The sequence below is a fragment of the Tepidibacter thalassicus DSM 15285 genome, from assembly GCF_900129915.1.
Lineage (GTDB): Bacteria > Bacillota > Clostridia > Peptostreptococcales > Peptostreptococcaceae > Tepidibacter > Tepidibacter thalassicus.
This window is the reverse complement of sequence record NZ_FQXH01000007.1, coordinates 92,781-116,490: the sequence shown is the minus strand read 5'-3', so window position 1 is coordinate 116,490 and position 23,710 is coordinate 92,781. Positions and strand designations below refer to the sequence as shown.

At 25.1% G+C, this 23,710-nt stretch carries 30 protein-coding genes; 29 read left to right on the top strand and 1 reads right to left on the bottom strand.

Going from position 1 to position 23,710, the window contains the following annotated elements:
• The first annotated feature begins 60 nt into the window (after positions 1 to 60).
• From BUA19_RS03580 to BUA19_RS03440, 29 genes are all read left to right on the top strand, one after another.
• Positions 61 to 621 (top strand): VanZ family protein, encoded by a 561-nt coding sequence (locus BUA19_RS03580; protein WP_072723754.1) that lies wholly within the window; start codon positions 61 to 63, stop codon positions 619 to 621.
• Positions 622 to 655: 34 nt separating this feature from the next.
• Positions 656 to 1,489 carry a shikimate dehydrogenase gene (gene aroE / locus BUA19_RS03575; protein WP_242939230.1) on the top strand — a complete coding sequence of 278 codons (834 nt, stop codon included), beginning with the start codon at positions 656 to 658 and terminating at the stop codon, positions 1,487 to 1,489.
• 125 nt (positions 1,490 to 1,614) lie between these two features.
• A complete protein-coding gene (locus tag BUA19_RS03570) occupies positions 1,615 to 1,989 on the top strand; it encodes a type IV pilus modification PilV family protein (RefSeq protein WP_072723750.1) in 375 nt (124 codons plus the stop codon).
• A gap of 28 nt (positions 1,990 to 2,017) precedes the next feature.
• Positions 2,018 to 2,665 carry a hypothetical protein gene (locus BUA19_RS03565; RefSeq protein WP_178137446.1) on the top strand — a complete coding sequence of 216 codons (648 nt, stop codon included), beginning with the start codon at positions 2,018 to 2,020 and terminating at the stop codon, positions 2,663 to 2,665.
• Positions 2,666 to 2,690: 25 nt separating this feature from the next.
• Complete coding sequence (locus BUA19_RS03560; RefSeq protein ID WP_084601927.1) at positions 2,691 to 3,134, top strand: hypothetical protein; 444 nt, start codon at positions 2,691 to 2,693, stop codon at positions 3,132 to 3,134.
• Positions 3,127 to 3,633, top strand: coding sequence for a prepilin-type N-terminal cleavage/methylation domain-containing protein (locus tag BUA19_RS03555; RefSeq protein WP_178137445.1), 507 nt, complete (start codon positions 3,127 to 3,129; stop codon positions 3,631 to 3,633). The genes BUA19_RS03560 and BUA19_RS03555 overlap by 8 nt, the downstream gene beginning before the upstream one ends.
• Positions 3,634 to 3,651: 18 nt before the next feature.
• Positions 3,652 to 3,927: a late competence development ComFB family protein gene (locus BUA19_RS03550; protein ID WP_072723741.1), complete on the top strand. Its 276-nt coding sequence runs from the start codon at positions 3,652 to 3,654 to the stop codon at positions 3,925 to 3,927.
• Between the two features lies 1 nt (position 3,928).
• Positions 3,929 to 4,441 (top strand): shikimate kinase, encoded by a 513-nt coding sequence (locus tag BUA19_RS03545; RefSeq protein ID WP_072723739.1) that lies wholly within the window; start codon positions 3,929 to 3,931, stop codon positions 4,439 to 4,441.
• Positions 4,442 to 4,481: 40 nt separating this feature from the next.
• Complete coding sequence (gene aroQ / locus BUA19_RS03540; RefSeq protein WP_072723737.1) at positions 4,482 to 4,931, top strand: type II 3-dehydroquinate dehydratase; 450 nt, start codon at positions 4,482 to 4,484, stop codon at positions 4,929 to 4,931.
• The gene (locus BUA19_RS03535; RefSeq protein WP_072723735.1) at positions 4,928 to 5,995 is read left to right on the top strand and encodes a M24 family metallopeptidase; all 1,068 of its coding nucleotides are present in this window, start codon (positions 4,928 to 4,930) and stop codon (positions 5,993 to 5,995) included. Before aroQ ends, BUA19_RS03535 begins: the two co-directional genes overlap by 4 nt.
• A gap of 25 nt (positions 5,996 to 6,020) precedes the next feature.
• Positions 6,021 to 6,578 carry an elongation factor P gene (gene efp / locus BUA19_RS03530; RefSeq protein WP_072723733.1) on the top strand — a complete coding sequence of 186 codons (558 nt, stop codon included), beginning with the start codon at positions 6,021 to 6,023 and terminating at the stop codon, positions 6,576 to 6,578.
• A 78-nt stretch (positions 6,579 to 6,656) separates the two neighbouring features.
• Positions 6,657 to 7,094, top strand: coding sequence for a CD1247 N-terminal domain-containing protein (locus tag BUA19_RS03525; protein ID WP_072723731.1), 438 nt, complete (start codon positions 6,657 to 6,659; stop codon positions 7,092 to 7,094).
• A 191-nt stretch (positions 7,095 to 7,285) separates the two neighbouring features.
• The gene (rnc, locus tag BUA19_RS03520) at positions 7,286 to 7,999 is read left to right on the top strand and encodes a ribonuclease III (RefSeq protein ID WP_408645602.1); all 714 of its coding nucleotides are present in this window, start codon (positions 7,286 to 7,288) and stop codon (positions 7,997 to 7,999) included.
• The gene (locus BUA19_RS03515) at positions 7,996 to 9,063 is read left to right on the top strand and encodes an elongator complex protein 3 (RefSeq protein ID WP_072723727.1); all 1,068 of its coding nucleotides are present in this window, start codon (positions 7,996 to 7,998) and stop codon (positions 9,061 to 9,063) included. Before rnc ends, BUA19_RS03515 begins: the two co-directional genes overlap by 4 nt.
• Positions 9,064 to 9,078: 15 nt before the next feature.
• A complete protein-coding gene (gene smc / locus BUA19_RS03510; protein WP_072723725.1) occupies positions 9,079 to 12,639 on the top strand; it encodes a chromosome segregation protein SMC in 3,561 nt (1,186 codons plus the stop codon).
• A 12-nt stretch (positions 12,640 to 12,651) separates the two neighbouring features.
• Complete coding sequence (ftsY, locus tag BUA19_RS03505) at positions 12,652 to 13,743, top strand: signal recognition particle-docking protein FtsY (RefSeq protein WP_143145364.1); 1,092 nt, start codon at positions 12,652 to 12,654, stop codon at positions 13,741 to 13,743.
• 89 nt (positions 13,744 to 13,832) lie between these two features.
• A complete protein-coding gene (gene ylxM, locus BUA19_RS03500; RefSeq protein WP_072723723.1) occupies positions 13,833 to 14,201 on the top strand; it encodes a YlxM family DNA-binding protein in 369 nt (122 codons plus the stop codon).
• Positions 14,198 to 15,547 carry a signal recognition particle protein gene (gene ffh / locus BUA19_RS03495; RefSeq protein WP_072723721.1) on the top strand — a complete coding sequence of 450 codons (1,350 nt, stop codon included), beginning with the start codon at positions 14,198 to 14,200 and terminating at the stop codon, positions 15,545 to 15,547. The genes ylxM and ffh overlap by 4 nt, the downstream gene beginning before the upstream one ends.
• 27 nt (positions 15,548 to 15,574) lie before the next feature.
• Entirely contained in the window at positions 15,575 to 15,820 is a 246-nt protein-coding gene (rpsP, locus tag BUA19_RS03490) for a 30S ribosomal protein S16 (protein ID WP_072723719.1), read from the top strand.
• A 35-nt stretch (positions 15,821 to 15,855) separates the two neighbouring features.
• Positions 15,856 to 16,086, top strand: coding sequence for a KH domain-containing protein (locus tag BUA19_RS03485; protein WP_072723717.1), 231 nt, complete (start codon positions 15,856 to 15,858; stop codon positions 16,084 to 16,086).
• Between the two features lie 65 nt (positions 16,087 to 16,151).
• Entirely contained in the window at positions 16,152 to 16,658 is a 507-nt protein-coding gene (gene rimM / locus BUA19_RS03480; RefSeq protein ID WP_072723715.1) for a ribosome maturation factor RimM, read from the top strand.
• Positions 16,658 to 17,395 (top strand): tRNA (guanosine(37)-N1)-methyltransferase TrmD, encoded by a 738-nt coding sequence (trmD, locus tag BUA19_RS03475; protein ID WP_072723713.1) that lies wholly within the window; start codon positions 16,658 to 16,660, stop codon positions 17,393 to 17,395. The genes rimM and trmD overlap by 1 nt, the downstream gene beginning before the upstream one ends.
• A gap of 96 nt (positions 17,396 to 17,491) precedes the next feature.
• Positions 17,492 to 17,836 (top strand): 50S ribosomal protein L19, encoded by a 345-nt coding sequence (gene rplS, locus BUA19_RS03470; protein ID WP_143145363.1) that lies wholly within the window; start codon positions 17,492 to 17,494, stop codon positions 17,834 to 17,836.
• A gap of 97 nt (positions 17,837 to 17,933) precedes the next feature.
• Positions 17,934 to 18,806 carry a ribosome biogenesis GTPase YlqF gene (ylqF, locus tag BUA19_RS03465; protein WP_143145368.1) on the top strand — a complete coding sequence of 291 codons (873 nt, stop codon included), beginning with the start codon at positions 17,934 to 17,936 and terminating at the stop codon, positions 18,804 to 18,806.
• An 81-nt stretch (positions 18,807 to 18,887) separates the two neighbouring features.
• Positions 18,888 to 19,655: a ribonuclease HII gene (locus tag BUA19_RS03460; protein ID WP_408645601.1), complete on the top strand. Its 768-nt coding sequence runs from the start codon at positions 18,888 to 18,890 to the stop codon at positions 19,653 to 19,655.
• A gap of 1 nt (position 19,656) precedes the next feature.
• The gene (locus BUA19_RS03455; protein WP_072723708.1) at positions 19,657 to 21,057 is read left to right on the top strand and encodes a hypothetical protein; all 1,401 of its coding nucleotides are present in this window, start codon (positions 19,657 to 19,659) and stop codon (positions 21,055 to 21,057) included.
• A 4-nt stretch (positions 21,058 to 21,061) separates the two neighbouring features.
• On the top strand, positions 21,062 to 21,337 hold the full coding sequence (locus tag BUA19_RS03450) for an EscU/YscU/HrcU family type III secretion system export apparatus switch protein (protein ID WP_072723706.1): 276 nt from the start codon (positions 21,062 to 21,064) through the stop codon (positions 21,335 to 21,337).
• 1 nt (position 21,338) lies between these two features.
• Complete coding sequence (locus tag BUA19_RS03445) at positions 21,339 to 21,692, top strand: YraN family protein (protein WP_072723704.1); 354 nt, start codon at positions 21,339 to 21,341, stop codon at positions 21,690 to 21,692.
• Positions 21,693 to 21,704: 12 nt separating this feature from the next.
• Entirely contained in the window at positions 21,705 to 23,228 is a 1,524-nt protein-coding gene (locus tag BUA19_RS03440; protein WP_072723702.1) for a YifB family Mg chelatase-like AAA ATPase, read from the top strand.
• A 52-nt stretch (positions 23,229 to 23,280) separates the two neighbouring features.
• Here BUA19_RS03440 and BUA19_RS03435 read toward each other — a convergent pair whose 3' ends face one another.
• Positions 23,281 to 23,607: a hypothetical protein gene (locus BUA19_RS03435; protein ID WP_072723700.1), complete on the bottom strand. Its 327-nt coding sequence runs from the start codon at positions 23,605 to 23,607 to the stop codon at positions 23,281 to 23,283.
• Positions 23,608 to 23,710 lie beyond the last annotated feature (103 nt).

Here is a 23,710-nt window from a genome sequence, read left to right as displayed (position 1 = left end):
ATCAAGCGGTTGATTTTGTATTAATCACAATAAAATATATATTAGGAGGGGTTACGTATAATGCTTTATTTTAATTTTTTTATTGGAGTTTTTATTGTAATCTGTTATTTAGCAATTATTTATTTAGCAAATAAAAATACTTATTTTATATTTATAGATAAAATACTTCACTTTATATTTTCTATTTATATATCTTTATTAATAAAAATAATGATTTTCCCAATACCAATTAATAAAAAGATAATAGCGTCTGATATAAAAAATAATTTTGGATTAAAACATAATTATATTCCTTTAATAAATATATTTAAGAACATAAATGATTCAGTTTCAAACATTGTTGTTTACAATATGATAATAGGTAATTTTCTCCCATTTATACCTATAGGGTTTATTATTTGTATTTTTGTTAAAAATCGTTGGAATAAACCAAAAATATTTAAAATAGGATTTGTAATTTCAGCATCAAAAGAACTTTTACAATTAATTATTTCATTTTTGATAGGTTACAATTATAAAGGATTTGATATTGATAGTATAATTTTAAGTTTTATTGGATATTTAATTGGTTTTATGCTTTGTAGTTTATTTGCAACTGAAGTGCAAAATCAATGGAATTAAAGTTTTATAAGTTCATATTAAGGAGATGGTGTATTTGATAAATGGTAAGACTAAATTAATTTGTCTTTTAGGACACCCTGTAGAACATAGTTTTTCACCAAGTATACATAACTATTTATTTGAAAAATATAATCTGAATTATAAATATATGTGTTTTGATGTTAATTCGGAAGAATTAGAAGACGCTGTTAATGGAATAAGAGCTCTTAAAATATATGCTGCTAATGTAACTGTTCCTCATAAAGTTAATATATTAAAGTATTTAGATGAAATATCTTTTAGTGCAAGACTGATAGGAGCTGTTAATACTATTAAAAATGAAAATGGGAAATTAATAGGGTATAATACTGATGGAATAGGATTTGTAAGTTCTATATTGGAAAAAGGATATGAAATAAAAAATAAAAATATCATGATATTGGGAGCAGGAGGAGGAGCTAGAAGTATAGCTGTAGAACTTGCAAATTTTAGAGCTAACTCTATTGAAATTAGAAATAGAAGTTTAGATAGAGCTAACAATATATGTAAGTTGCTTCAATGCAATTTTGATATAGAAGTTAATGTAGGTGATTTAAATGTAACTCAAAAAGATTTAGAAAGTATAGATATACTTATAAACACTACATCTTTAGGTATGACTCCAAATATTAATAGTATTGCAATTGATGAAAATATAAAAGTAAATAATGATATGTTAGTGTGTGATATTGTATATAATCCAAGAGAGACAAAATTTTTAAAATGGGCAAAAGATAATAATTTAGAAACATTGGGTGGTATAAATATGCTTATAAATCAAGCAATTGAAGCTTTTTATATATGGACAGATATAAAACCAACTAGAGAAGAATTGAATAGTATATTGTAAAGTGTGAATTTTAAATCATATGTTTTTTTATAATTTAAATTATAAAAAAACATATGATTTTTTTGTTAAAATGTATTATTTTATAAAATTCAGATAATACTTAAAATATGAAGCAGATGTTAAATATGGTTAGATTAAATAAAAATAGAGGATTTACATTAATAGAAATAATATTGAGTTTAGTAATAATAGAAATAATAGTATTTTCTTTTGTAAGCATTTTTTTGAATTGTTTTATTTTATCTTTAAAATCAAATGAAAAATTAAAAGCATTGAATTTAGCTCAAAAATATATTGAAAAAATGAAAGTAGAAAATGCAGATGAGTTGATGAAAAATTATAATGATAAATCTTTTATTGAAGGAAAATATATTGTAGATACTATTTTAGAAGTGACAAATAGTGAATTTGATGTGAATAATTATTTAAAATTAATAGTAAAAGTTAAAAAAGATAGTAATGAAATTTTAAATTTGCAAAGTTATAAAAATATAAGGTGATTTTGTGATAGGTGAGAAAGGGTCTATATTGATTAATACTATTTTTGTATTTTTTATATTATTAATATTAAGCATAACATTATTAAGTATTTCTTTAACTAATTATAGTATTCAAAATGTATATGTCAATTCAAAAAAATGTTTTTATATAAGTGAAGGAGGTTTAGAACTTGTTTATGGAAAAGTTGTTGAGGAAATTCAAAGAGCTATAAAATATGGAGAGCATAAATTAAATAATTTTTTGAAATTTGAATACGATAATTTTATAGAAAATGAAATTGATAAGGAATTAATGGGAGAAGATAGCATTTATTTAAATGTAATATTAAATGAAAATGGTATTTCTTATAATTTAAATAAAAAAAATATAGAACAAAAATTAAATGAAGAGTTTCAAAATGGTTATAAAAAATTTTTTTTAGAAAAAAGTAAAAAATATAATTTTATAAAAGATATAGAAAAAATAAATGGTAATGGTTTGAAAATAGATTTAGTAGATGATTTAGTATATATAGAAAATAATAGAATAAAATTTAAAATATCTTCTTTGTATAAAAAAAGAAAAATACGAAAGGAAATAACTTTGGATTTTTACATAAAAATACCTAATAAAGGAAATGTAGATAAAAATACAAATGAGTTCATTGAAGTTAGAAATTGGATTAGGAGGAGATAGTTGTGAATAATAAAGGAGTGTGACTTTGATAGAGCTTTTATTATGTCTTTGTATAATTTCTATATTATTGTCAATATCTATTTGTAAATTTTATTTAAAAGATTATAAAATAGATTCATTTGTAAGACAGCTTTGCACTGATATAAGATATGTAAGAATAAAAAATATTAATTCGGATTATTCAACTTATATTTATTATAAGAAAAAGCCTAATGGAGTAAATTCTTATGTATTAAGGGAAGATGGAAAAGATAAAAAAGAAGTTGAACTACCTCAAAATACAGATATTTATTATTCTTGTTCTAAGGTAATATTTAATTTAACAGGTTCTCTGAATTATCAAGGAGATACTATAGTTATAATTGATAGAGATAACAATAAAAAAAGAGAAATTACTATAATTCCCTTTAGTGGAAGAACTTTGATTAAAGAATGTATTTATAAGTATGGAGAAGATATATATGAATAAAAAAGGTTTTACACTTATGGAAGTTATAGTTTCATTAGGACTTACTAGTATATTACTACTTTTATTATTTAATGTTATGTTTTTTAATATAAAAATACTGAAAAAAACTGAAGCTAGAATAGAAATTCAAGAACAAGCTCAATTTATAAAGGAATTTATAGAAGATAAATTGCATATTTCTTCGGGGGTTGATAGTATTATAGATGTAAATGGACATAAAATTAAGAATAAAAATTTTAATAAAGGAGAAATAAAGGAATTAAGGTTTATATTATCAAATAATATAGAAGGAATATATATAGATAATAAGAGAAAAAAGATGTTTTATAGAAGGAATTTGTTGTATAATGGATATGAAATTGGTGATTATGTAAAAAAATTTAATGTTGAAAAAATAAGTGAAGGTAAGGGAATAAGGGTTTGTTTAGAAATGGAAAAAAATAATGAAATTATGAATGTTGAATTTTTGGTTTATTTTAGGAATTATTGTATATCTTAATTTAAGGGAGAGATTAAAATGTACAAATTAAAAAATTATATGGAAGAAATGGTGGATGTTATTTTAGAAAAAGTTTTGCAAAAATATGAAGGGATTTGTAAATGTGAAAAGTGTATTTTGGATATAAAAGCTATAGCTTTAAATAATTTATCACCTAAATATTGTGTAACTCAAAAAGGAAAAGTTTTTGTAAAGTTGAATGAAATGGATAGTCAATTTAATGCAGATATTATGAATCAGTTGGTAAAGGCAATTGAAATAGTTAGTAAAAATCCACATAGTGGGGTTGAGTAGTTTGAAAAATATAGTATTAATAGGATTTATGGCAACAGGAAAAACTACAATAGGGGAAAGTCTTTCTCAAAAAATTAATGCTGATTTTATTGATACTGATTTACTTGTTGAAGAAATAGAAAATATGAGTATTAACAATATATTTAAACAAAAAGGAGAAATTTATTTTAGAGATTTAGAAACTTTTATATTAAAAAAAATAGTTGGTAGAGAAAATATAGTACTATCTACAGGTGGAGGAATAATAGAAAAAGATATTAACATAGATTTGTTAAAAAAAATTGGAATTGTAGTATGGTTAAATGCAAGTAAAAATACTATAATTAGAAATTTGAAAATGTCAAATATACAAAGGCCTTTGTTGGAAAATGAAAATTTAGATAAAAAAATAACTGCTCTTTTGAATAATAGAATTGATAAATATAAAAAAGCTTCTGATATAATAGTAGATGTAGATGATAAAAATATACAAGAAGTAGTTTTTAGTATACTATTCAATTTAAATAAAGTATGATATTATAATAATGGTAAAAATTATATTTTGAGGTGTTTTTGTGAAGAAAATATTGGTTGTAAATGGACCTAACTTGAATTTATTAGGATTTAGAGAGAAAGATGTATATGGAAAAAGCAGTATTGAAGATTTAGAAATTACTATTTTAAATGAATGTAAAAAGCATGATGTAATTGTGGATTTTTTTCAAAGTAATTGTGAAGGAAAAATTATAGATAAGCTTCATGAAAGCATTGGAGTATATGAAGGTATAATAATAAATCCAGGGGCTTATACACATTACAGTTTTGCAATATACGATGCAATAAAGGCTATAAATATACCTACAGTTGAAGTTCATATTTCTAATATTTACTCACGAGAAGAATTTAGACAAAATAGTGTTATAGCCAAGGCTTGTATAGGACAAATATCGGGATTTGGTTTTTATAGCTATGTGCTTGCGGTATATTCTTTAGTTGATTATTTTAAAAAGGGGGAAAATAAATGAATAGTAGAATAAAAAATCTTAAAAATGAAATGAAGAATAGAGATTTAGATGCAGTTTTAATATATAAGCCTGAAAATAGAAGATATATTTCTGGTTTTACAGGAACTGCAGGATATGTGCTTATAACAGAAAGTAAAAATATGTTTTTTACAGATTTTAGATATGTACAACAGGCTTCAAATCAATGTAAGGGGTTTGAAATACTTGAAATATCAAGAACAAAGCCTATAACAGAATATTTACTTGATATGAATATAAAAAAATTAGGATTTGAAGATGATTATATGGATTTTTCTACATATTCTAAATTCACTAATGAACTTAAGGATATAAATTTTGTACCTTTAAAAGGTTTAATGCTTTCTTTAAGAGTTGTTAAAGATGAAGAAGAAATAAATACAATAGCAAAAGCTGCTAATATTGCAGATGAAGCTTTTGATCATATATTAAAATTTATAAAACCAGGAATTTCTGAGAAAGATATAGCTTTAGAAATTGAGTATTTTATGAAGAAAAAAGGTGCTTCAGGTATATCTTTTGATTCTATAGTTGCTTCTGGAAAAAGATCTTCTCTTCCACATGGAGTTGCAAGTGAGAAGTTAATAGAAGAAGGAGATTTCTTGACATTAGATTTTGGTTGTATATATAATGGATATTGTTCTGATATGACTAGAACTATAGTTGTGGGAAAAGCAAATGATGAGCAAAAGAAAATATATGATATTGTATTGAATGCTCAAATTAAAGCTTTAGAAGCTATAAAGCCAGGGATTACTGGTTGTGAGCTAGATAAAATTGCTAGGGATGTTATAACAAATGCAGGATATGGAGATAAATTTGGACATGGGCTTGGCCATGGCGTAGGTCTTGAAGTTCATGAAATGCCTCATGTAAATTCATTAGGTAAAAATCCATTATTACCTGGTATGGTTATAACAGATGAACCTGGTATTTATATTCCTGATTTTGGAGGAGTTAGAATAGAAGATTTGGTTGTTGTTATAGAAGATGGATATAAAGTATTATCTAACTCACCTAAGGAATTAATAGAATTATCATACTAAAAAATTAAATAATGGAGGGATAATAATGGTTTCAGCAGGAGATTTTAGAAAAGGAGTTACTTTTGTAAAAGATGGTCAACCATGTTTAGTAGTTGATTTTCAACATGTTAAACCTGGTAAAGGAGCAGCATTTGTTAGAACGAAATATAAAAATTTAAAAACGGGAGCTATAAGGGAAGAAGCTTTTAACCCATCTGATAAATTCCCAAAAGCTCACATAGAAACAAAACAAATGCAGTATTTATACAATGATGGAGAATTATATTATTTTATGGATAATGAAACTTATGATCAAGTACCTTTAAATTATGAGCAAGTTGAAGAAGCTATAAAATTTTTAAAAGAAAATGATAATGCTACAATTAGATTTTATGAAGGGCAAGCTTTTCAAGTTGAAGCACCAAACTTTGTAGAACTTGAAGTTGTAGATACTGAACCAGGAGTAAAAGGGGATACTGCAACTAATGTAACAAAAGCAGCAACAGTTGAAACTGGAGCAGTAGTTCAAGTACCTTTATTTGTAAATAAAGGAGATAAAATAAAAATAGATACTAGAACAGGAGAATATTTATCTAGAGTTTAATGTACCTTCTTATTGGATATAATATATATATCTTAATATGAATAGGGAAGTTAAAATTATAATAAGGAGGTATATAATATGCAATATTTATATGAAAAAGTAGCATATTTAAAAGGATTGGCAGAAGGCTTAGGAATTGACGAAAGTAGTAAAGAAGGAAAACTTTTAATGCAAATAGTTGATGTTTTAGATGATTTTGCTGATGCAATAGTTGAAATTGAAGAAGAACAAAGCGAAATGGCTGAATACATAGAGTCGATAGATGAAGATTTAGAAGATCTAGAAGATGAAGTATATGAAGATGATATTGACGATGAAGAATTTGAGTATATAGAAGTTGAATGCCCGAATTGTGGAGAAGAAGTTGAAATAGATGAAGATTTACTATACGATGAAGATGTAGATATTCTTTGCCCAAATTGTAAAGAGGTTATATTATTTGCAGAAGATGAATGCCACTGCCATGAAGATCATGATTATATTGATTGCCACTGTGGAGAGCATGAAGAGAAATAAAAGAGAAATTTGCATAAAAAATGACTGCTTTTAGCAGTCGTTTTTTATTTAAATTTCTTTGCAATAATGTATTAAACATAGTAAACTATAATTTGAAAAAATAACTTAAAAGCAAATTGTTTATATAAATAGTGATAAATATAATAAAGAAAGGAGGAACTGTTACTCAAATATGAGTAATAGTTAATATAATCATGTTAAAAAATGATGTAAAAAATTTTATAAAAAAATTTGAAGAAGAAATACAATATAAATTTAAAAACAAAGATTATTTAATAGAAGCATTAACTCATAGTTCTTATGCAAATGAAAATAAAAAAAGCAATATAAAATACAATGAAAGATTAGAATTTTTAGGTGATTCAGTACTTGGAATAATAATAAGTCATTACTTATTTGTAAATCAAAAGGATTTACCAGAAGGAGAACTTACAAAGCTTAGAGCAAATATAGTATGTGAAGAGTCATTAAGTGATGTAGCAAAAGAATTAAATTTAGGGAAATATTTATTATTAGGAAAAGGAGAAGAAATAAGTGGAGGACGAGAGAGAATATCAATACTTGCTGATGCCATGGAAGCGATTATTGGAGCGATTTATTTAGATGGAGGGCTTGAAGAAGTTACTGAATTTGTACTTTCTTCTATGAAAAATACAATACATGATTCTATAAAAGGTAAAATATTTAGAGATTATAAAACTTATCTTCAAGAAATTTTACAGAGTAAAACAACTGAGAAAATATTTTATAATGTAATAGAAGAATTTGGCCCAGATCATAATAAAAAATTTATAGTTGAAGTAAAATTGGGAGATCAAATATTAGGTAAAGGTGAAGGAAAAAGTAAAAAAGAAGCAGAACAAATGGCTGCAAAAGAAGCATTAAAGAAGGTTGATAAGCGATGAAAAGAAGGATAATACCTATATTTGTACCTCATAGAGGGTGTCCACATGATTGTATATTTTGTAATCAGAAAAAAATAACAGGAGTATGTACTGATATTAAAGAAGAAGAAATAAAAAATACAATAGAAAGTTATTTAAAAACTATAGATAAAAATTATCACATAGAAATTGCTTTTTTTGGAGGAAGTTTTACTGCAATAGATATAAAAATGCAAAAAAAGTTTTTATCTATAGCTAAGAAGTATGTGGATAAAGGGATTGTAAAAGATATAAGGCTTTCTACAAGACCTGATTGTATAGATGAAAATATTCTTGAGGTATTAAAAGAAAATAAGGTTACTATTATAGAACTTGGAGTTCAATCAATGAATATAGATGTTTTAGATGCTAGTATAAGAGGTCATAGTGATTTAGATGTTGTAAATTCATCGAAATTAATAAAAAAATATGGATTTAAATTAGGACTTCAAATGATGGTAGGTCTTCCTTTAGATAACGAGCAAAAGTGTATATATACTGCAAAAAGATTTATAAACTTAAAACCGGATTTTGTTAGAATATATCCGACGTTAGTTGTAAAAGATACTGGACTTGAAAAGTTATATAATCAAAAAAAATACAAACCATTTGATTTAGAAGAGACAATAGAAATAGTAAAAAAGCTTTTAGTTTTATTTTATACAAATAATATAAACGTTATAAGAGTAGGACTTCAACCTACAGAAGATATAACACTTGGAAGGGATGTAATTTCTGGGCCGTATCATCCTTCAATAAGAGAACTTATAGAATCTAGAATTTATAGAGATTACATTGAATTTATTATAAAAAATAAAAATATAAAAGAAGAAATAATATTATATGTAAATAAAAAAAATATATCTAAGATAATTGGAAATAAAAAGAATAATATAAAGTATTTAAAGGAAAAACATAAGATAAATTTGAAAGTTAAAGAGAAAAAACTAGATTTTGACGAAATTTGTTTTAATTACAATAACATAGAATATAAAACTAATATTCAAAAAATTTACAACAAATTATATGATATTTATAAATTCTAGTATGGGGGGATTTTTTTGTATTTAAAAAAATTAGAATTAAAAGGCTTTAAATCCTTTCCTGTTAAAACTGATATTGTATTTGAAAATGGCATAACATCAATTGTAGGACCTAACGGAAGTGGAAAAAGTAATGTATTAGATGCAATTAGATGGGTTTTAGGTGAACAAAGTATTAAAAGTTTGAGAGGAGATAAGTTAGAAGATGTAATATTTGTCGGTTCAGATACTAAAAAACCTATGAATTATTGTGAAGTAATACTTACGATAGACAATAAGGATGGGATTTTAGATATAGATTATAGTGAAGTTGCTATAAAAAGAAGGGCGTATAGATCAGGAGAAAGTGAATTTTATATAAATAATAAACTTTGTAGATTAAAAGATATAAAAGAGCTTTTTTTAGATACAGGAATAGGAAGAGAAGGATATTCAATAATTGAGCAAGGAAAAATAGATGAAATATTGAGTAATAATTCAAATAATAGAAGAAGAGTATTTGATGAAGCGTGTGGAATATCTAAATATAGATATAAAAAGCAAGAAGGAGAAAAAAATTTAAAAAATACAAAAGAAAATCTAGATAGAATAAATGACATATTTTATGAAATAGAAAATCAGTTAAAACCTCTAGAAATCCAAAAGGATAAATCTTTAAAATATATGCGATTAAAAGATGAATTAAAGGTATTAGAGGTAAACAATTATATAAGAGAAATTGAATTTTTGGATTTACAATTAAAAGAATTGAATAATCACAGTAAAATACTTTTAGATCAATTAAATGAGTCTAGTGAAATTAAAAATAAGCAAGAGCAAGAAATTTTAAATTTAGAAAAGGATATATCTTTTTTAGAAGAAAAAATAACTGATTTTAATGAAAATATACATAAATTAAAAGCAGAGATAGATCATAAAACAGCAGATTTAAACTTATTAAATGAAAAAATAAAAAATATAGAAAATAATAAAGAGAGAAAAGAAAAAGAATTAATAGAATTAGAATTAAAAAGAGAAAAAAACGAACAACAGTTATGGGTTTTATTAGATGAAAATAAAAAGTTGAATTTAAATTTGAAAAAGTTAGAGGAACAAAGTAATTTTGTTCAAGAAAAAACAAGTAAATATAGAGAAGATTTAAAAATAAAAGAAGAAAAAGTAGAAAGTTTAAAAAACAATATAATAAATTTATTGGACGAAAAAAATGAAAAAAATATAAGACTTTCAAGTTTTAATACTAATTTGGAAAATATACAAAATAGACAAGCTGAACTAAAAAAAGAATTGAAAGATATAAATTTAAGGGTAGCTGATATACAAAAAGAGTTGAACAAAAATTTAAAATTGAAAAATGAATACAATGAAAAATTGAATAAACTTGTAAAAAACAAAAATATAGAAATAAATAATTTGAATAAATTAAAAAGAGATATAAAAGAGATTGAAATAAATATCAATAATAAAAATTTGAAGATAAATGAATATAGCTCAAAATTAAATATATACTATGAAATGGAAAAACAGTATGAAGGATTTAATAAAGGTGTAAAACAAGTACTTAAGAATAAAAATTTAAAAGGAATATTTGGTGCAGTAGCTGAAATTATAAAAGTTCCTAAAAAATATGAAACAGCAATAGAAGTAGCATTAGGAGCTGTTGTTCAAAATATAATTACACAAGATGAAGTTAGTGCTAAACTTGCAATAGAGTATTTAAAGAAAAATAATTTAGGGAGAGTTACATTTTTGCCTTTAAATATAATAAAAGGAAAAAAGATAAATGTAAATGAAGTTTCAAAGTTTAAAGGTTTTTTAGGAATAGCAAGTGATATTGTAGAATGTGAATCTAAATTTCAAAATATAATAGAAAATGTATTGGGAAGGACTATATTAGTTGAAAATATTGATGTAGCTATAAAACTTGGAAAAATTATTAATCATAAATATAAAATAGTTACGCTTGAAGGTGATGTATTTAACGCAGGAGGAGCTTTGACTGGAGGGAGTATTAGAACTGTAAATAATTTGCTTTCAAGAAAAAGAGTTATAAGAGAATTTGAACAAAACATAAGTGATTTTAATATTGATTTGGAAAAGCTTATAAGGGAAAAAAGTATTTTAGAAAATAAATTAGAAACTAAAGAAAAAGATATATTTAATTTAGATATTGAAATTAAAAATCAAGAGAAAATAAACTTAACTATCGATTCTAACATTAACAAATTAAAAGAAGATATATATAATCTAAATAATATAAAATTAAAATTAGAGAGAGAAAAAAATGGGTTAAAAGAGAATTTAGATTATACAAATAAATGTATAGGTTCCTTGAAAGAAGAAATAAATAAATTAGAAGAAGAAATATTGAAATTAGAAAAAGAAATTAAATATATTACACAACAAAAAGAAAATAATAAACAAAAATATGAAAAGGACTTAGAAATTTTAAACAATACGAATCTCGATTTTGCTAAACTTTCTCAAGTGTATAAAAATAATGAAAAAGAAATACATAGAATTAATGAAGAAATTGATAATATAAAAAAAGAATTAAATCAAAAAAAAGAGGAAATTAAAAAACATCAAATGGAAAGAGAAGAATTAGGAGAAAGATTAATACTTATAAAAGTAGAGAAAGAAGAACTTAAAGAGAGAATAAATGATGTTGAGAAAAAATTTAAAGAATATAAAAAAGAAAAATTAATAATTTTAAATGAATTAAAGAATAAAAAGGAAATTTTAAAAAATACAGAAGAAAAATATTTAGATTTAAAAGAAAGTTTATATAAGTTAGACAGCAAAATAGATAAATTAGAAGTAAGTCAAGAAAATTATTTTAATAATCTTTGGGAAAATTATGAAATGACTTTTCATGATGCATTAAAATTAAAAGTTGATAATATTGATGTAGATAAAAAGAAAATAGAAAATATAAAATTACAGATTAAAAAATTGGGAAATGTAAATTTAGATTCTATAGAAGAATATAAAGAAGTGAAGAAAAGATATGATTTTTATAAAGAACAAAAACAGGATTTAGAAAAATCTATACAATCCATAGAGAAGCTTATAAGAGATTTAGAAATAAATATGAGAACAGAATTTAGTGTTAATTTTGAAAAAATTAACAAACATTTTATAGTAGTGTATAAAAAATTATTTGGAGGAGGACATGGTGAACTTAGAATAGTTGATAAATCAAACATACTTGAAAGTGATATTGAAATAATAGCTCAACCTCCGGGAAAAAAATTAAAAAATATAAATCTTTTATCAGGAGGAGAAAAAGCTTTAACTGCTATATCTATACTTTTTGCAATACTTCTTACAAAACCAACTCCTTTTTGTATATTAGATGAAATAGAAGCACCTCTTGATGATGCAAATATATATAGATATGGTGAATTTTTAAAGGAATTATCTAAAAATACACAATTTATAATTATTACTCACAGAAGAGGTACTATGGAAGTTTCTGATTATATATATGGAGTTACTATGCAAGAAAAAGGAGTATCTAAAGTAGTAAGTTTGGAATTAAAACAAGCAAAAAAAATGACAGAAGAAAATGTTGGTTAGGAGGGAACTTTGATGTTTAAAAAAATATTTGATAAGTTTAAAAAAAAGGAAAATGAAGAATTAAAAAATAGCGAGGAATTAGAACAAGAAAAAACTGTAGAACAAGAGGAGATTGTAGAACGAGTTGATGAAGAAGAAAAAGAATATGAATTAAATGAAAAAAAAGAAGAAAATTCTAATAAATTCAGTTTATTTTCAAGATTAAAAGAAGGATTATCTAAAACTAAAAAAGGAATTACAGATAGAGTAGATAATCTTTTGAAAATCTATGTAAAAGTAGATGAAGAATTATTTGAAGAATTAGAAGAAATATTAATAACTTCAGATGTAGGGGTTAATACTACTATGAAAATCGTAGATGAACTTAGAGATAGAGTTAAGAGCAAAAAAATAACTGAGAGTTTTAAAGTTAAAGAGGAACTTAAGGATATATTGACTAATATTTTAATAGATGAAGAAAGCAAGCTCAATATAGAACCTTCTCCGGCAATAATATTAGTTGTAGGAGTAAATGGAGTTGGAAAAACTACTACTATAGGAAAAATGGCTAATAGATTTAAAAAAGAAGGTAAAAATGTTCTTTTAGCTGCAGGAGATACATTTAGAGCAGCAGCTATAGATCAACTTGAAGTTTGGGCTAATAGAGTAGGTGTAGATATAGTTAAACATTCTGAAGGGTCTGATCCAGGAGCAGTTATATTTGATGCTATAAAGGCAGCAAAATCTAGAAAAGCAGATGTTTTAATATGTGATACTGCTGGTAGACTACATAACAAAAAAAATCTAATGAATGAATTAGGAAAGGTATTTAAGATAGTAAATAAGGAATATCCAGATGCTACAAAAGAAATTTTACTTGTAGTAGATGCTACTACTGGTCAAAATGCAGTTTCTCAAGCTAAGGTTTTTAAAGAAGTTGCTAATATTACAGGTATAGTTTTAACAAAACTCGATGGGACTGCTAAAGGTGGAATAGTTCTTGCTGTAAAATCAGAACTTGATGTTCCGGTAAAATTAATTGGTGTAGGAGAAAGAATGGAGGATCTTCAAGATTTTAATGCTAAGGATTTTGTAAACGCATTATTTGGGGATGAAAATGAATAAAAAAATGTTGACAATATGATTTATATAATATAAAATACTTCTGTAAAGGTTGTGAACTTTACACTTATATTTCTTTAGGAAGTGTTAATATGAATCTAGATAGGGCTATAGAGATTAGTATTCTATTTGATTTTTATAAAGAACTTTTGACTGAAAAGCAAAGAGAAGTAGTTAATTTATATTATAATGAAGATTACTCTTTAGGAGAAATTAGCGAAAATCTTAACATTTCAAGACAAGGGGTATATGATACTTTAAAAAGAGCAGAAAAAATTTTGCAGGAGTATGAAAAAAAATTACAGTTAGTTAAAAAGTTTAATGAAAGAAATAGATGGGTTGAATATATATATAAAGAAATTGTCGATATAAAAAAAGATATAAAATCTAGTAAAGACTGTTCTATTTTAGTCCCTAAGATTGAAAATTTAGAAGAAATTTGTAGGGAGTTGTTAGGATGATTTTTGAAGGATTAGCTGAAAAACTTCAAAATACTTTTGCTAAATTAAAAGGCAAAGGTAAATTAAGTGAAAAAGATGTAAAAGATGCTATGAGGGAGGTAAAACTTGCACTTCTTGAAGCAGATGTTAACTTTAAAGTTGTAAAAGATTTTGTAAATAAAGTTAAGGAAAGAGCTGTAGGACAAGAAGTAATGGAAAGTTTAACTCCTGGGCAGCATGTAATAAAGATTGTAAATGAAGAACTTACTGATTTGATGGGAAGTGTACAGAGTAAAATAAGTTTTTCTTCAAAGCCACCAACTATAATAATGTTGGTTGGACTTCAGGGAGCAGGTAAAACTACAACAGGTGGAAAGCTTGGAGGGCTTTTTAAAAAACAAGGAAAAAGACCTTTATTAGTTGCATGTGATGTATATAGACCTGCTGCTATAAAACAATTGCAAGTTGTTGGAGAAAAATTAGATATTCCTGTTTTTTCTATGGGAGATAAAGAAAATCCTGTAAATATAGCTAAAGCTGGAATAAGTCATGCTGTTAAAAATAATAACGATTTAGTTATTATAGATACAGCTGGTAGACTTCATATAGATGAAGGTTTAATGGATGAACTTAAGAATATAAAATCAGAAGTTAAACCACATGAAATACTTCTTGTTGTAGATTCTATGACAGGACAAGATGCAGTAAATGTAGCTCAAAGTTTTAATGAAGCTCTAGGAATAGATGGAGTTGTACTTACAAAGTTAGATGGAGATACTAGAGGAGGAGCTGCACTTTCGGTAAGAGCAGTTACAAATAAACCTATAAAATTTATAGGTATGGGAGAGAAACTGGATGATTTAGAACCGTTTTATCCTGATAGAATAGCATCTAGAATTCTTGGAATGGGAGATGTTCTTTCTTTAATTGAAAAGGCTGAACAAGCTATAGATATAAAAAAAGCTAAAGAATTAGAAGAAAAAATAAAAAAACAGGAATTTGATTTTGAAGATTTTTTAACTCAAATGGAGCAAATAAAAAAATTAGGACCTTTAAATAAAATTATAGAAATGATTCCTGGTATAAGTGGAGCAAAAGAACTTAAAAATATTGATTTTGATGATAAAGAAATAGTTAGAATACAAGCTATCATACAGTCAATGACTAAGAAAGAGAGAAAAGATCCATCGATATTAAATGCTAGTAGAAGAAGAAGAATAGCAAAAGGTAGTGGAACTACAGTACAAGAAGTAAATAGGCTTGTGAAACAGTTTGAACAAACTAGAAAAATGATGAAGCAATTTGCTGATTTAGAAAAAAGCATGAAAAAGGGAGGAAAATTCAAATTTCCTTTCTTTGGAAGATAGATTAAAATTTTAAGGGAGGTGAAATAAATGGCAGTTAAAATAAGATTAAGAAGAATGGGTGCTAAGAAAAAGCCTTTTTATAGAATAGTTGTTGCTGATTCTCGTGCTCCAAGAGATGGTAGATTTATAGAGGAAATAGGATACTATAATCCTGTATCTGAGCCAAAGCAAATCAAAATAGATGATGAAAAGGCAACTAAATGGTTAAAAAATGGTGCTCAACCAACTGATACTGTTAGAGCATTATTTAAGAAAAACGGTATTATTGAATAATTGTATAAGTATCCTTCTAATAGGAGGTAGAAGTCATGGGAGAATTAGTAGAAAAAATAGCTAAATCTCTAGTTGACAACCCTGATGAAGTAGTTGTTAATGAGATAGAAGGAACACAATCTGTAATTGTGGAATTAAAAGTTGCCCAAGAAGATATGGGTAAAGTGATAGGAAAACAGGGTAGAATTGCTAAGGCTATTAGAACTTTAGTAAAAGCCGCTGCTGTTAGAAAAAATAAAAAAGTAAGTGTTGAAATCATACAGTAAGGATTAGGGCAAACCTAATCCTTTTTGTGTATTTTTAAATTGATAAATGTAGAGTAGGTGATTTTATGGTAAAATACTTTAAAGTTGGACAAATAGTAAACACTCAAGGATTAAAAGGAGAAATGAGAGTATATCCTTTGACTGATTATAAAGAAAGATTTGAAGAATTAGATTGGGTATATATTGGTGATGATTTAGATACAAAATATGAAATAGAAAAAGTAAGATATAAAAATAATCTGGTAATATTAAAAATAAAAGGAATAGATAATATTAATGAAGTAGAAAAAATAAGAAATGAATATCTAAAAATACCTAGAGAAAATGCAAGAAAGCTTGAAGAAGATGAATATTTTATAGCTGATTTAATAGGAATTAAAGTTTATACTGTAAAAGGTGATTATATAGGAGTATTAGATGATGTAATACAAACAGGAGCTAATGATGTATATATTATAAAAAATGAAGAAGGGAAAGAATTTTTAATACCAGCTGTTAAACAAATTGTTCCTGAAATAAATATAGAAGAGAAAAAGATTATAATAGATCCAATAAAAGGAATGATTGATTAATGAGATTTCATATAATGACATTGTTTCCACAAGTATTTAAAGGGTATTTAAGTGAAAGTATAATAAAAAGAGCAGTTGAAAAAAAGAAAGTAGAAATATATTTGTATAATATAAGAGATTTTTCAAAAAATAAGCATAAAAAAGTTGATGATTATCCATTTGGAGGGGGAGCTGGTATGGTTATGACTCCTCAGCCTATATATGATACATATAGGCATATAGTAGAAAAATTTGATATAAAAAATCCAAAAGTTATATATTTGACTCCAAAGGGAAAAGTGTATAATCAAGAATTAGCTCAAAACTTTTCGACTGATAAAGATATAATACTTCTTTGTGGACATTATGAAGGTGTAGATCAAAGAATAATAGATTTAATTGTAACAGATGAAATTTCTATAGGAGACTATGTATTAACAGGTGGAGAACTTCCTGCGCTTATATTGGTAGATTCTATATCAAGACTTATTCCTGGTGTTTTAGGTCAAGAAGAATCTTTTATGGAAGAATCTTTTAAGGATAATTTGCTTGAATATCCACATTATACGAGACCAAGAGAATTTATGAAACAAAAAGTGCCTGATGTATTACTTTCTGGAAATCATAAAAAAATAGATGAATGGAGAAGACAACAATCTATAGAGATAACTTTAAAAAGAAGACCTGATTTAATAAAAAATGCGAACATTACTGATAAAGATAAGAAATATATAGAAAAAATTAATAAAAAGTATTGAAAATGATTTATTTTCGTGATAAAATCTAAAAGGTTGAAAATTACGGACGTTCCTCTGATATAAAAATTAAGAACGTCTAGGATAGGAGGAAGTAAAATGATGGACATAATAAGAGCTATCGAAAATGAACAATTAAGAAATGATTTACCAGAGTTTGGAGCTGGGGACACAGTAAGAGTACACCTTAAAATTAAAGAAGGAAAAAGAGAAAGAATTCAGGTATTTGAAGGTGTAGTTATTAAAAGACAAGGTGGAGGAGTTAGAGAAACTTTCACTGTAAGAAAAATATCTTTTGGTGTAGGGGTTGAAAAAATACTACCTGTTCATTCGCCAAAAATTGAAAAAATTGAAGTTGTAAGAAAAGGTAAAGTTAGAAGAGCTAAAATCAACTATATTCGTGAAAGAGTTGGTAAAGCTGCTAAAATTAAAGAGGCTAAATAGTTTGTTTAATGGGGACTGTTATTCAGTCCCTTTTAAATTATATTTTTCTGATAAATAAAACATAAATTAATAAAATGGATGTGATAATATGGAAAATATGAATGACAGTATGAACATAAATTGGTATCCTGGTCATATGAAAAAGACCAAGGATTTATTAAAAGCTAATTTAAAGCTTATAGACGTGGTTGTAGAGCTTTTAGATAGTAGAATACCTTATAGTAGTAAAAATCCTGATATAGATAAGATAATACAGGGAAAACCAAAAGTTGTGGTATTAAATAAATCAGATATGGCTGATTCTGTAAAATTAAAAATGTGGCAAGATTATTATTCTTCATTAGGTATTAAAGCTATTCCTGTAAATACTATTAAAGGAGAAGGTGTGGATAGAATAATAGAAGAATGTAAAAATGTTACAAAGGAAAAGATGAAATCTTTAATTAAAAAAGGAAGGAAAGAAAGACCTATAAGAGTTATGATTGTTGGAGTTCCTAATGTTGGGAAATCATCACTTATAAATAGGTTAACAGGTAAAAAGAGTACACAAACAGGAGATAGACCCGGAGTAACTAAGGGAAAACAATGGGTTAAATTAAAAGGGAATTTAGAACTTTTAGATACTCCTGGAATATTATGGCCGAAGTTTGATGATGAACAGGTAGCTCTTAATTTAGCATTTACAAGAGCTATAAAAGATGAAGTGTTAGATGTAGAAACTCTTGCTTTAAAACTTATAGAAAAATTAATGGATATAGCTCCTGAAAATTTAAAACGAAGATATAAATTAAATGAATTGGGAGAAACTCCTTTAGATATAATGAATGCGATTGGAGAAAAAAGAGGGTGTTTTATGGCTGGTAGAGAACTAGATTATACTAGAATTGCTAATATGATTTTAAACGAGTTTAGAGAAGGAAAAATAGGAAATATAACTTTAGAAATTCCGGATGATGTAGTTGATAAATAGAGGAAGAATAATTCTTTCTCTATTTTTTTAAAATTTATAGATAATACAGTTATATAGGGAGATGAAATTATGTTTGAAAATATGAATGTAAAGAAAATAAATGAATTTATAAATAATGTAGAAATAAAAGATTATGTGAAATATATAGATATGCTAAAAAATGATAAGAGAAAGTCTGTTCAAAAGATAGCTTTAAAGCTTTCTAAAAAATTAGATGATATAAAAAAAGAAGAAGAGAGAATTGAAAAATTAAAAATATATGAAAGAGAAGGATATAATAGTGGATATAAATATATAGGTGGTGTGGATGAAGCTGGAAGAGGGCCACTTGCTGGTCCTGTAGTTGCTGCAGTTGTAGTATTAAATGAGGATACAGTGATAAAAGGAATAAATGATTCTAAAAAATTAAGTGAAAAAAAAAGAGAAGAATTATTTGAAATAATAAAAAAAGAAGCAATAGATTATGGCATAGGAATAGTTGGCAATGAAGAGATAGATAAATTTAATATTTTAAATGCAACTTATATGGCTATGAAAAAGGCGTTGAATAATCTTAAAAATAAGCCGGATTATTTATTAGTAGATGCAGAAATTATACCGAATGTAGGTATACCTCAAAATTCTATAATACAAGGAGATGCTAAATCAATATCAATAGCTGCAGCAAGTATACTTGCTAAAGTTACTAGGGATAAAATAATGTGCGAATATGACGAAATATATCCTGAATATAGATTTTCAAAACATAAAGGATATGGAACGAAAGAACATTATGAAGCTATTGAAAAATATGGAATAACTTCTATTCATAGAAAGTCTTTTTTAAAATCTATTTTAAATGGTGATTAGTATGAGAATTTCAGGATATACTGATTTTAATTTAAGAGCAATTTTATTAAAAAATAATGTTGAATTAGTTGAGTTTTTAGAAAAAAATAGTGTATTTACAGGTAAGGTAATAGATGTAAAGTCAAATACAGTTAAAATTTTACTTCAAAATGGAAAGGAGTTTTTAGCAAATAGTAATATACCACTTGAAAATTTATTAGGTGAAGAAGTTAGTTTTAAAGTTTTAAAAGGAGTTAGCGGGTTTGTTCTTCAGCCTAAAATAGAAGGAACGTCATTTGAAAAAGAGTTGGATTTAAAAATAAATAATTTGATAAATGAACTTAATATACAAAGTAATAAAGAAAATAAAGATTTAATAAAGGAAATGATAAAACAAAATATACCTGTTAATAATAAAAATTTTAATTTTTTAAAAGAAAATATAGTATCGTTTAAAATTTTATCTAATTTATCGGAAGAACAAATACAAAATTTAGATAAGGATATTGAAAATATAGAAAATAAGGAAATAAGAGAAATAGTTAAGAATATGTACATAAATAAAGAAGGTAAGAATATACAAAATATTTTAGGAGAATTAAAAAATTTAAATTTAGAAGAAAAAGATATATTATTTTTGTTTAAAAATAATTTTAAATTAAATACTGAGAATATGAAAATATTAGATAGTTTTTTGAAAGGGGAAAATATTGGAGATTTATTAAATAAAATTAATTTTTTATTTAATAACAGTAAATTAAATTCTAAAAATATAAATTTTGATGAAAATAGTTTTGAAGAAATAGTTTCTTCTAAAGGTAAAGTTTTTGTCAAAGAAAATAAAAATATTAAGGATATAATTAAAAGTATTATAAAAGATTTTGAAGTAGATAAAGAAGTTAATATTAAAGAAATGAAAAAAAATTTAGAATATTTAATAAAAAGTTTGGGATTAAAAAATGATATAAAATTGGGAGAGATGGAAGAAAAGGAATTGAGTAATATAAATCAAAAGTTGGAATTTTTAAATAATATGTCAAATGAGTATATGTATTTTCAGATACCTTTTTATTATAAAGAATATAAAAATTTAGCTGAAATTTTGATAAATGATAAAAATACAAAAAAAGAAAAAAATGGTAGAGCAATAAGTATATTTATATCATTAAATACCAATAATTTAGATAGGGTAGATAGCATATTAAATTATTGCAATAAGGAACTTAAAATTTTATTTAGGATGAAAAATGAAAATATATTAAAATTATTTAAATTAAGTGAAAATAAATTAATAAATGTATTAAATAAAGTAGGAATAAAAAATATTAAGATTAGTTATAAAATTAAAGAAGAAAGTGAAAGTATATTAAGTAATTTAGAGTGTATGAATAATAAGTTTTCTAAATTTGATATATGGGTGTGATTTTATGGAATTAAAGAAGGGAATTAAAATTGCGACTGCTTTAAAATACAATATAGATGAGTATAATGCGCCAAAACTTATAGGTAAGGGAAAAGGAAAAGTTGCAGAAAATATAATACAAAAGGCTAAGGAAAATAAAATACCTATATATGAAGATGAGAAATTAGCAAGACAGCTTGAAAGTTTGGAAATAGGAGATGAAATACCTCCTGAGCTTTATGAAGCGATTGCTCAGATTTTAGTGTTTATTGCTGATATAGATTCTAAAAAGGGGCATTGATATGAATAATAGAGAAAAAGGTATTTTAGGAGAGAAAATAGCAAGTGATTATTTGATAAAAAATAATTTTAAAATATTACAAAAAAATTATAAAACTAAGTATGGAGAAATAGATTTAATAGTTTCAAAGGATGGAAAGATAATATTTGTAGAAGTTAAATCGAGAAATTCATTGAATTATGGTTATCCAAGTGAGTCTGTGAATTATAGGAAGCAAAGCAAAATAATTTATACTGCAAAACATTATATATTATCTAATAATATAAAAAATAATGATTTTAGATTTGATGTAATTGAAGTATATTTGAAAAATAAGAATATTAATCATATAGAGAATGCATTTTGGGGTTATTAGGAGGAAAACAGTATGTTTTGTAATATTAAAAGTGCTTGTTTGTTAGGAATAGATGGATTTATTGTAGATGTAGAAATAGATTTATCTAAGGGGATACCTGTATTCAATATAGTTGGACTTCCCGATGCTTCAATAAGAGAATCGAAAGAAAGAATAAAGTCTGCTATTTTAAATAGTGGATATGATTTTCCGAATTGTAGAATAGTTATAAATTTATCTCCTGCTGATATAAAAAAGGAAGGACCTTATTTTGATTTAGCCATGGCTGTGGGCATACTTAATAGAAACTATGATTTTAATGAAGAATATATTAAAGATAGTTTATTTTTGGGTGAATTATCATTAGATGGAAAACTAAAAAAAATAAGAGGAGTACTTCCTATAATTATTGAGGCTAAAAATAGAAAATTTAAGAGAGTATTTCTTCCATTAGAAAATATAAAAGAAGCATCGTATATAGATGGAATAGAATTGTATGGAATTAAAAATTTAATAGAGTTAATTGGTTTTTTAACAAATAAAAGGAAATTAAATATATATGTAAAAGAAAAAATAGATTTAAAAGATGAATATAAATTAGATTTTTCAGATATAAAAGGAAATTATTTTGTCAAAAGAGCAGTTGAGATAGCGGCAGCTGGAAATCATAATTTGTTAATGATAGGTCCGCCAGGATCTGGAAAAACAATGATTGCCAAGAGAATTAATACAATACTCCCAGATATGACAGAGGAAGAAATTATTGAAGTAAGTAAGATATATAGTGCAACTGGGCTTATAGATGAGAATATAGGAATTATTACTAAAAGACCGTTTAGGTCTCCGCATCATACGATAACAAAAACTGCGCTTATTGGTGGCGGAAATGATGCGAGACCTGGAGAAGTAGTACTTGCTCATAGAGGGGTATTATTTTTAGATGAACTTTTGGAATTTGATAGAAAAATTTTAGAAACTTTAAGACAACCAATAGAAGATAAGTATGTTAATATATCTAGAGTTAAAATAAATTTAAAATATCCTTGTAATGTTCTTTTAATAGCTTCTATGAATCCTTGTCCATGTGGTTATTTTGGAGATGCAACTAAAGAATGCAAATGTTCAACTAGTGAAGTAAAAAGGTACTTAAATAAAATTTCGGGGCCATTACTTGACAGATTTGATTTGTATGTTGAAGTTACATCTTTAAATTATGATGAATTTCAGAAAAATGAAGATGTAGAAAATTCGAGTCAAGTAAAAAAGAGAATAGAAAAAGCACGAAAAATTCAAATGGACAGATATAAAAATGAGAATATATTTACAAATAATGAAATAAACTCAAAAGATATTGATAAACATTGTTGTTTAAATAAAGAAAGTAAAAATTTTATTAAAAGTGTGTTTACAAAATATAAATTTAGTTCGAGGAGTTATTATAAACTTTTAAAAACAGCGAGAACTATAGCGGATTTAGAAGGAGAAGAAAAAATAAATGTAAATCACATATCAGAAGCTTTATCTTTTAGAAAGGCGTATTTTAATTATTGGGGATAATAAGAGAGAAAGGAACTGTCTTTTAAATTGATTCAAGACAGTTCCTTTATTGCTAAAATAATCCAAATATAAATGAAATTACAGCTATTCTAAAAAACAAACTAGTAAGAGAAGTTATAACACCTATTGTAATTGCCCAATATCCAAGTTTTTTTGCATCAGAATATATTGCAATTAAGCCTAGTACAATTCCAATTACTCCAAATGTTATAGGAGAAGTAAATAATGACACAATAGAAGATAAAATAGCTAAGTAACCAATTATATTTGATTTTTCAAATGTATTGTTGTAAGTTTCATTTTTAGTATAATTAGGAGTAAACTCTGCACCGTATTCTACATTGTTGTTGAAATTTTTGTTATTGTGTTTTTTACTCATTAAATCACATCCTTTTTATTTTATAGTGTTTAATAATAGTCTTTTCATTTTTTTGAATAATAATTAGTTAAATTATTACAATTTTAATTTGTAGTTATCTTTT

Excerpts from the sequence above, each read along its gene's own strand:
- BUA19_RS03535 (WP_072723735.1), top strand. The coding sequence starts at position 4,928 with ATGAATAGTAGAATAAAAAATCTTAAAAATGAAATGAAGAATAGAGAT.
- BUA19_RS03485 (WP_072723717.1), top strand. The coding sequence starts at position 15,856 with ATGGGAGAATTAGTAGAAAAAATAGCTAAATCTCTAGTTGACAACCCT.
- BUA19_RS03455 (WP_072723708.1), top strand. The coding sequence starts at position 19,657 with ATGAGAATTTCAGGATATACTGATTTTAATTTAAGAGCAATTTTATTA.
- efp (WP_072723733.1), top strand. The coding sequence starts at position 6,021 with ATGGTTTCAGCAGGAGATTTTAGAAAAGGAGTTACTTTTGTAAAAGAT.
- BUA19_RS03440 (WP_072723702.1), top strand. The coding sequence starts at position 21,705 with ATGTTTTGTAATATTAAAAGTGCTTGTTTGTTAGGAATAGATGGATTT.
- BUA19_RS03445 (WP_072723704.1), top strand. The coding sequence starts at position 21,339 with ATGAATAATAGAGAAAAAGGTATTTTAGGAGAGAAAATAGCAAGTGAT.
- ffh (WP_072723721.1), top strand. The coding sequence starts at position 14,198 with ATGATTTTTGAAGGATTAGCTGAAAAACTTCAAAATACTTTTGCTAAA.
- ylxM (WP_072723723.1), top strand. The coding sequence starts at position 13,833 with ATGAATCTAGATAGGGCTATAGAGATTAGTATTCTATTTGATTTTTAT.
- BUA19_RS03570 (WP_072723750.1), top strand. The coding sequence starts at position 1,615 with ATGGTTAGATTAAATAAAAATAGAGGATTTACATTAATAGAAATAATA.
- ftsY (WP_143145364.1), top strand. The coding sequence starts at position 12,652 with ATGTTTAAAAAAATATTTGATAAGTTTAAAAAAAAGGAAAATGAAGAA.
- BUA19_RS03450 (WP_072723706.1), top strand. The coding sequence starts at position 21,062 with ATGGAATTAAAGAAGGGAATTAAAATTGCGACTGCTTTAAAATACAAT.
- BUA19_RS03550 (WP_072723741.1), top strand. The coding sequence starts at position 3,652 with ATGTACAAATTAAAAAATTATATGGAAGAAATGGTGGATGTTATTTTA.
- BUA19_RS03580 (WP_072723754.1), top strand. The coding sequence starts at position 61 with ATGCTTTATTTTAATTTTTTTATTGGAGTTTTTATTGTAATCTGTTAT.
- BUA19_RS03515 (WP_072723727.1), top strand. The coding sequence starts at position 7,996 with ATGAAAAGAAGGATAATACCTATATTTGTACCTCATAGAGGGTGTCCA.
- trmD (WP_072723713.1), top strand. The coding sequence starts at position 16,658 with ATGAGATTTCATATAATGACATTGTTTCCACAAGTATTTAAAGGGTAT.
- BUA19_RS03460 (WP_408645601.1), top strand. The coding sequence starts at position 18,888 with ATGAATGTAAAGAAAATAAATGAATTTATAAATAATGTAGAAATAAAA.
- ylqF (WP_143145368.1), top strand. The coding sequence starts at position 17,934 with ATGAATGACAGTATGAACATAAATTGGTATCCTGGTCATATGAAAAAG.
- rpsP (WP_072723719.1), top strand. The coding sequence starts at position 15,575 with ATGGCAGTTAAAATAAGATTAAGAAGAATGGGTGCTAAGAAAAAGCCT.
- rimM (WP_072723715.1), top strand. The coding sequence starts at position 16,152 with ATGGTAAAATACTTTAAAGTTGGACAAATAGTAAACACTCAAGGATTA.
- BUA19_RS03555 (WP_178137445.1), top strand. The coding sequence starts at position 3,127 with ATGAATAAAAAAGGTTTTACACTTATGGAAGTTATAGTTTCATTAGGA.
- BUA19_RS03435 (WP_072723700.1), bottom strand. The coding sequence starts at position 23,607 with ATGAGTAAAAAACACAATAACAAAAATTTCAACAACAATGTAGAATAC.
- rplS (WP_143145363.1), top strand. The coding sequence starts at position 17,492 with ATGATGGACATAATAAGAGCTATCGAAAATGAACAATTAAGAAATGAT.
- BUA19_RS03525 (WP_072723731.1), top strand. The coding sequence starts at position 6,657 with ATGCAATATTTATATGAAAAAGTAGCATATTTAAAAGGATTGGCAGAA.